Raw genomic sequence first — 6,834 nt, 5'->3', positions numbered from 1 at the left:
GGTTGGTGACCGTCACGCCGCCGGTGGGCGGGGTTCTGCTGACTGCTCACCCCAGAAGGGTAGCCGTCGCGCCCCGGCGGCGGCCGGGTACCCGGGGGCGCGCCCGGCGGAGCGTGTTCAGGCTCACGCCCCGTCTCTTACCGGATCCCTACCTCGGGCTGGGCCCGATACCCCCCAGTAGGTACGCTGCCATGCATGCGTGCACTTCTCGTGGTCAATCCGGCGGCTACCACCACAAGCGCACGCAGACGTGATGTGCTCATCCACGCGCTGGCGAGCGAGGTGAAGCTGGAGGCGGTCACCACCGAGTACCGCGGTCACGCCCGCGACCTCGGCCGGCAGGCGGCGGAGAGCGACGACATCGACCTGGTGGTGGCGCTCGGCGGCGACGGCACGGTCAACGAGGTCGTCAACGGCCTCCTGCACGCCGGCCCGGACCCGGAGCACCTGCCCGGTCTGGCCGTCGTCCCCGGCGGTTCCACGAACGTGTTCGCCCGGGCGCTGGGCCTGCCCAACGATCCCGTGGAGGCCACCGGCGCGCTGCTGGACGCGCTGCGCGACGGCACCGAGCGGATCGTCGGCCTGGGGCTGACGTCGGGTCCGCCGGGCACCGAGGACGAGGCGGTGCCGGCCCGCTGGTTCACCTTCAACGCCGGGCTCGGTTTCGACGCGGGCGTGGTGGGCCGGGTGGAGCAGCAGCGCGAGCGCGGGAAGAAGTCGACCCACGCGCTCTACGTCCGGCAGGTGGTCCGGCAGTTCCTGGGCGAGCCGAACCGCCGCAACGGCACGATCACCCTGGAACGTCCGGGCGCGGACCCCGTCGAGGATCTGGTCGTCGCCATAGTCTCGAACACGTCCCCGTGGACGTACCTCGGCAATCGCCCGATGTACACGTCACCCAAGGCGTCGTTCGACACCGGCATCGACGTGCTGGGTCTCAGCCGTCTCTCGACGGCCGCGGTTGCCCGGTATGGCACCCAGTTGCTCACTTCGTCCCCCGAGCGCGGACCGCACGGCAAGCACGCGGTCTCCCTGCATGATCTGGATCAGTTCACCTTGCATTCGAAGGTGCCGCTGCCCCTCCAGATGGACGGTGACCACCTTGGCCTGCGTACGAGCGTGACGTTCACAGGCGTACGCCGTGCACTGCGTGTGATTGTGTGAGCGGAACGGGCAAAAGTCCTTTCACTCGAACGTTTAGGCCAGGATCCACCCCATGGAAGTACGGCTGTGACCTAGTCGACACCGAGGAATCAAAAAAAACTTTCCGGAAGGGGTTGTATCCGCCGCCGAGGTTTGCGAGTCTCTACGTGGCGATCGGGACGGCCCGCAACACCGGCCTCCACTGATCACCGGAACCCCTCTTCAAACCAAGGACCACGCCGGGTGTGAACTCGGCGGTCGGCCCTTCACTTGTTGAGGGATTCGTGAAAGCGTTCACATTCACAAGCAACCTGCACGTAATACCAAGGAGAGGTAGCAGCCATGGACTGGCGTCACAACGCCGTTTGCCGCGAGGAAGACCCCGAGCTCTTCTTCCCCATCGGCAACACCGGTCCTGCGCTGCTGCAGATCGAGGAAGCCAAGGCCGTCTGCCGTCGCTGCCCGGTGATCGAGCAGTGTCTGCAGTGGGCGCTCGAGTCCGGTCAGGACTCCGGCGTCTGGGGTGGTCTCAGCGAGGACGAGCGCCGCGCCATGAAGCGCCGCGCCGCCCGCAACCGGGCCCGTCAGGCCTCCGCCTGACATACCCACCCCTGCTGACAGCCTGAGCTTGGCGGCGCGCACAGCACGTACGCATCTCCCGCCCCCGAGCCGCAGCGCGCAGTTCCCCCGGAGCGCTTAGCGATAAAGCAGAGCAGCAACGAGCATCAGCCTCGGACCAATGGCGGTCCGGGGCTTTTTGCTGTGCCCGAACGCGTCCTCGCGGTGACTGCTGCGACAAACACCTTGAAGCACGAGCGGGTTGCCGCTCATTTGCCGCCCTCAAGGCGCCGCCGAGAGCAGGGTGTCGCCTATTTCTGGGCCCGCACCGGGATGTCGAGGATCACCCGGGTCCCGCGCCCGGACGCCGGCACCATGTCGAAGGATCCGCCCAACTCCCCCTCCACCAGCGTCCGTACGATCTGCAGACCGAGGTTGCCCGAGCGGTGCGGGTCGAAGCCCTCGGGCAGGCCGACGCCGTCGTCCTGGACGGTGACCAGCAGCCGGGCCTCCTTGGTGGTGCCGCCGCGCACCGCGGAGACCTCGACCGTGCCGGTGTCGCCCTCGCGGAAGCCGTGTTCCAAGGCGTTCTGCAGGATCTCGGTGAGGACCATGGACAGCGGGGTGGCCACTTCGGCGTCGAGTATGCCGAACCGTCCGGTGCGCCGGCCGGTGACCTTGCCCGGCGAGATCTCGGCGACCATGGCCAGCACCCGGTCCGCGATGTCGTCGAACTCGACCCGCTCGTCCAGGTTCTGCGACAGCGTCTCGTGCACGATCGCGATGGAGCCGACCCGGCGGACCGCCTCCTCCAGCGCCTCCCGGCCGCGCTCGGACTCGATGCGCCGGGCCTGGAGCCGGAGCAGGGCCGCGACCGTCTGGAGGTTGTTCTTCACCCGGTGGTGGATCTCCCGGATGGTGGCGTCCTTGGTGATCAACTCCCGCTCGCGCCGACGCAGTTCGGTCACGTCCCGGAGCAGCACCAGCGAACCGATGCGGGTGCCCTTGGGCTTGAGCGGGATGGCCCGGAACTGGATCACACCGTCGTTCGCCTCGATCTCGAACTCGCGCGGCGCCCAGCCGCTGGCCACCTTGGCCAGCGCCTCGTCCACCGGGCCCCGGGTCGGGGCGAGTTCGGCGGTGGTCTGCCCGAGGTGGTGACCGACCAGGTCGGCGGCGAGGCCGAGCCGGTGGTAGGCGGACAGGGCGTTCGGGGAGGCGTACTGGACGACGCCGTCCGCGTCCAGCCGGATCAGGCCGTCGCCGACGCGCGGGGAGGCGTCCATGTCGACCTGCTGGCCGGGGAACGGGAAGGAGCCGGCGGCGATCATCTGCGCGAGGTCGGAGGCGCTCTGGAGGTAGGTCAGCTCCAGGCGGCTCGGGGTGCGCACGGTGAGCAGATTGGTGTTCCGGGCGATCACGCCGAGGACGCGGCCCTCACGCCGTACGGGGATGGACTCGACCCGTACGGGGACCTCTTCGCGCCACTCCGGGTCGCCCTCTCGTACGATCCGGCCCTCGTCCAGCGCCGCGTCCAGCATCGGCCGCCGGCCGCGCGGGACCAGGTGGCCGACCATGTCGTCCTGGTAGGAGGTCGGGCCGGTGTTGGGCCGCATCTGGGCGACCGAGACGTACCGGGTGCCGTCCCGGGTGGGCACCCAGAGCACCAGGTCGGCGAAGGAGAGGTCGGAGAGCAGCTGCCACTCCGAGACCAGCAGGTGAAGCCACTCGAGGTCGGAGTCGTCGAGGGCGGTGTGCTGGCGTACGAGTTCGTTCATGGAGGGCACGTGTGCGAGCGTACCCGGGGCCTGACGGTGGCCGGAAAAACACCCGCGGGCCGCGGCGCCTGGAAGGGACCCTCAACCCTCCCGGCACCGCAGCCCGGAGCATCAACGGCCGTGGGGTGTGCGGTCCCGGTCGGCCGAAGGTCGAGGAGCCGGGCAGTCAGGGCAGAGAGCACCGGATCCTCGGTCCGCCTTCCTGTGCGGGGAAGACGGAGGCTTGTTGTTGTTCGATTCTGGACTAGACCACGTCGGCGTGTCCATGGTGCGGAAGCGTCCGCGCCGTGACAGGCGCCGGCCCGCGATGCCACGCAGCCTAGCCCGCCCGGGTCAGTCGTGGGGCCAGATGGACATGGCAATTTCCGCGAGCGCTTCCAGTTCCTCCCGGCGTGCGCCGTCGCGGGCCTGCTGGGACATCCCCTGGATCACGGCGCCGGTGTGGCGGGCCAGGGCCGCGGCGTCGGTGCCGGCCGGCAGCAGCCCGGCCGCGATGTCCGCCCGGATCCGGGATTCGATGGCGGCGATGTTGGCGTTGCGCCGGTCCCGCAGCAACGCCTCGACATCGGGGTTGGTGCAGTTGATGGCGGCGTGGATGATCATGCAGCCCTGCGGATGGGACCGGTCGGTGTACTCGGCGGCGGCCTCGCGGAGCATGCGGGCGATGCCCTCGCGGGCCGTGGGCTCCTCTTCGAGGGCGCGCGCGCCGAAGGCTCCGTGGGTGCCGCTGTAGACACGGACGACCTCGTCGAAGAGGGACTGCTTGTCTCCGAAGGCCGCGTAGAGGCTGGGGGCGCCGATGCCCATGACGCGGGTGAGGTCGGAGACCGAGGTGGCCTCGTACCCGTGCTGCCAGAAGGCCAGGAGCGCCTTCTCCAGTGCCGTGGCACGGTCGAAGGAGCGCGGCCTGCCGCGCGTCCGGCCCGCGCCGCCGCTCTTCGCCTGTGTGTCCTGCCCGGTGGCCATGAGGACCATTTTATAGCGACCCCTAGAAAATTGTCGGCGGGGTGGTGTACGGTTTTTTTGTAATGACCGCTAGACAAATCCGAGGGGGCGGCCATGGGCGCGCTGAAGGGGAAGACGGCACTGGTCACGGGTGCGAGCCGGGGCATCGGGCGGGGCATCGCCGAGCGGCTGGGGCGCGACGGCGCCCGCGTGGCGGTGCACTACGGCACCAACGAGGAGGCGGCCAAGGAGACGGTGGCCGCGATCGAGGCGGCGGGCGGCTCCGCGTTCGCGATCGGGGTGGAGCTGGGCACACCCGGGGACGCCGAGCGGCTGTGGGCGGAGTTCGACCGGCACGCGGACGGGGTGGACATCATCGTGAACAACGCGGGCATCGGCACCTCGCGCCCGTTCGAGGAGATCGAGAAGGAGGAGTACGACCGGCTGTTCGCGGTGAACGCCAAGGCCCCCTTCTTCGTGACCCGGCTCGGCGCGGACCGGCTGCGCGACGGCGGGCGGGTGGTGAACATATCGTCCGGCCTGGCGCGGAGCGCCGTGATGCCCCACCTCCTGGTCTACTCCATGACCAAGGCGGCGCTGGACGTCCTCACCCGGGACCTGTCCAAGCTGCTCGGCCCCCGCGGGATCACGGTGAACTCGGTGGCGCCCGGCATCATCGACACCGACAACACCGCGGAGTTCCTGCACGGCACGGAGGACGGCCAGGCCCAGGCGGCCGCGTTCTCGGCACTGGGGCGGGTGGGGACACCGGCCGACGTCGCCGACGTCGTGGCCTTCCTCGCCTCGGACGACGGCCGCTGGGTGACCGGTCACTGGCTGGACGCGACGGGAGGTTCCCTCACCTGAGAATTTCCCGGGTCTTCCCCGCTTCTTCCCGCGCTCTGGAACGGGGGCTCTGTTAGATTGGTCTAAACCACATAGACGCACAGAGCCCACTTCAGAACGGCAGGCCCAGCGTGGAAGTTGTCATCGTTCCGGACGCCGCGGCGGGCGGCGAGCTCATCGCCGAGGCCATGGCCCAGCTGCTACGACGCAAGCCCGACGCCCTGCTCGGCGTGGCCACCGGTTCCACCCCGCTGCCCATCTACCAGGCACTGACCGCCAAGGTGCGCTCCGGCGCCGTGGACGCCTCCCGGGCGCGGATCGCCCAGCTCGACGAGTATGTGGGGCTGCCGGCGGACCACCCCGAGTCCTACCGCTCGGTGCTGCGCCGTGAGGTGCTGGAGCCGCTGGGCATAGGGATGGACGCGTTCATGGGTCCGGACGGCACGGCGCGGGACGTCCAGGGGGCGTGCGAGGCGTACGACCGGGCCCTCGCCGAGGCCGGCGGGGTGGACCTCCAACTGCTCGGCATCGGGACCGACGGACACATCGGGTTCAACGAACCGTGCTCCTCGCTCGCCTCGCGCACCCGGATCAAGACGCTGACCGAGCAGACCCGGATCGACAACGCCCGTTTCTTCGACGGGGACATCGAGCAGGTCCCGCACCACGTCATCACCCAGGGCATCGGGACGATCCTGGAGGCCCGGCACCTGGTGCTGCTGGCGACGGGCGAGGGCATCGCGGTGGCCGTGTTCCTCCTCACCCACGGCGGCTCGGACACGAGCGGTCCGCGCGCGCTGACCGAGGACGAGGCGAACCGGCTGGCCGTCACCCGGTTCCGCAACTACGAGGCGCGGGGCCGCGCGGTGACGATCACCGTGCCGGGCACCGCCGGCGGGCTGACCGTCACCGGGTCCGTGGACTACCGGGGCAAGGTCGGCTACGGCGTGGTGCACGGCAGCGGACGCGACACGTCCGGCGACGGGCTGATCCGGTGGACGGCCACCTCGGTGTACGTCCACCCGATGGCGAACGCCCCGGCGCACGCCCCCGCGTCACCACCCCGCTCGGGCTGGTACGACCGTCCGCTCCAGGCGTCCGGCAGCGCGCTGGACAGTTCGCTGGCCATCGTGCTCAAGCTCGGCAGCGACCGGCCGGACAACGCCGAACTGCTGCCGCAGAACGGGGCCGCCTGGTGGGGGCGGGACCGGGTGGACGGGCACCGGGTGGACGTCATGACCGGGCCGTCCGCACCCGACCGTTCCGGTACGGCGGGCAACGTGCGCTACTGGGTCGGCCCGGACGGCACCATGTACCGGGTCCGCGTCCGCGTGGACTCCGAGGAACAGCCGGTGGTCATCGCCTTCGACACCGGGACGTACGTGCCGGTCGAGCCGGTGCCCGGGGTGACCCCGGCTCGGTAGCCGTTCGTTCAGGGCGTCCGTACCCGCGCGTGCGCGGCGAGCAGGGACACAGGCGGCAGGGGGACGTCCGCCGTCTCGGGCAGGTCCGGAACGGCCGGGACGACGGTGGCGCCCGCGGTGGCCGCGTGGGGGAACTGCGG

The 6,834-nt window shown here is 70.3% G+C and carries 5 protein-coding genes and 2 pseudogenes; 4 read left to right on the top strand and 3 right to left on the bottom strand.

The annotated features are described in order from the left end of the window. The first annotated feature begins 195 nt into the window (after positions 1 to 195). Together H5J33_RS18650 and H5J33_RS18645 are read left to right on the top strand one after the other, a co-directional pair. Positions 196 to 1,164: a diacylglycerol kinase family protein gene (locus H5J33_RS18650; RefSeq protein WP_181796067.1), complete on the top strand. Its 969-nt coding sequence runs from the start codon at positions 196 to 198 to the stop codon at positions 1,162 to 1,164. Between the two features lie 321 nt (positions 1,165 to 1,485). Then, positions 1,486 to 1,743 carry a WhiB family transcriptional regulator gene (locus H5J33_RS18645; RefSeq protein WP_003992873.1) on the top strand — a complete coding sequence of 86 codons (258 nt, stop codon included), beginning with the start codon at positions 1,486 to 1,488 and terminating at the stop codon, positions 1,741 to 1,743. A 269-nt stretch (positions 1,744 to 2,012) separates the two neighbouring features. On the opposite strand, the gene H5J33_RS18640 is transcribed toward H5J33_RS18645, so the two are convergent. Both H5J33_RS18640 and H5J33_RS18635 read right to left on the bottom strand, forming a co-directional pair. Beyond that, the gene (locus H5J33_RS18640; protein ID WP_181796066.1) at positions 2,013 to 3,488 is read right to left on the bottom strand and encodes a sensor histidine kinase; all 1,476 of its coding nucleotides are present in this window, start codon (positions 3,486 to 3,488) and stop codon (positions 2,013 to 2,015) included. Positions 3,489 to 3,812: 324 nt separating this feature from the next. Then, positions 3,813 to 4,445 (bottom strand): TetR/AcrR family transcriptional regulator, encoded by a 633-nt coding sequence (locus tag H5J33_RS18635; RefSeq protein ID WP_181796065.1) that lies wholly within the window; start codon positions 4,443 to 4,445, stop codon positions 3,813 to 3,815. A 93-nt stretch (positions 4,446 to 4,538) separates the two neighbouring features. Here H5J33_RS18635 and H5J33_RS18630 point away from each other — a divergent pair, with 93 nt between their 5' ends. Both H5J33_RS18630 and H5J33_RS38705 read left to right on the top strand, forming a co-directional pair. Continuing rightward, positions 4,539 to 5,291, top strand: a complete 753-nt coding sequence (locus tag H5J33_RS18630) for an SDR family oxidoreductase (RefSeq protein WP_181796064.1) — start codon at positions 4,539 to 4,541, stop codon at positions 5,289 to 5,291. Between the two features lie 110 nt (positions 5,292 to 5,401). Next, positions 5,402 to 6,040 (top strand): annotated as a pseudogene (locus tag H5J33_RS38705) (glucosamine-6-phosphate deaminase); the annotation flags it as partial. Positions 6,041 to 6,702: 662 nt separating this feature from the next. On the opposite strand, the pseudogene H5J33_RS37565 reads toward H5J33_RS38705, so the two are convergent. Continuing rightward, a pseudogene (locus tag H5J33_RS37565) lies at positions 6,703 to 6,834 on the bottom strand (plasmid stabilization protein); the annotation flags it as partial.

Source organism: Streptomyces sp. WELS2 (genome assembly GCF_013870595.1).
Classification (GTDB): domain Bacteria; phylum Actinomycetota; class Actinomycetes; order Streptomycetales; family Streptomycetaceae; genus Streptomyces.
This window is presented reverse-complemented; position numbering and strand designations above follow the sequence as displayed.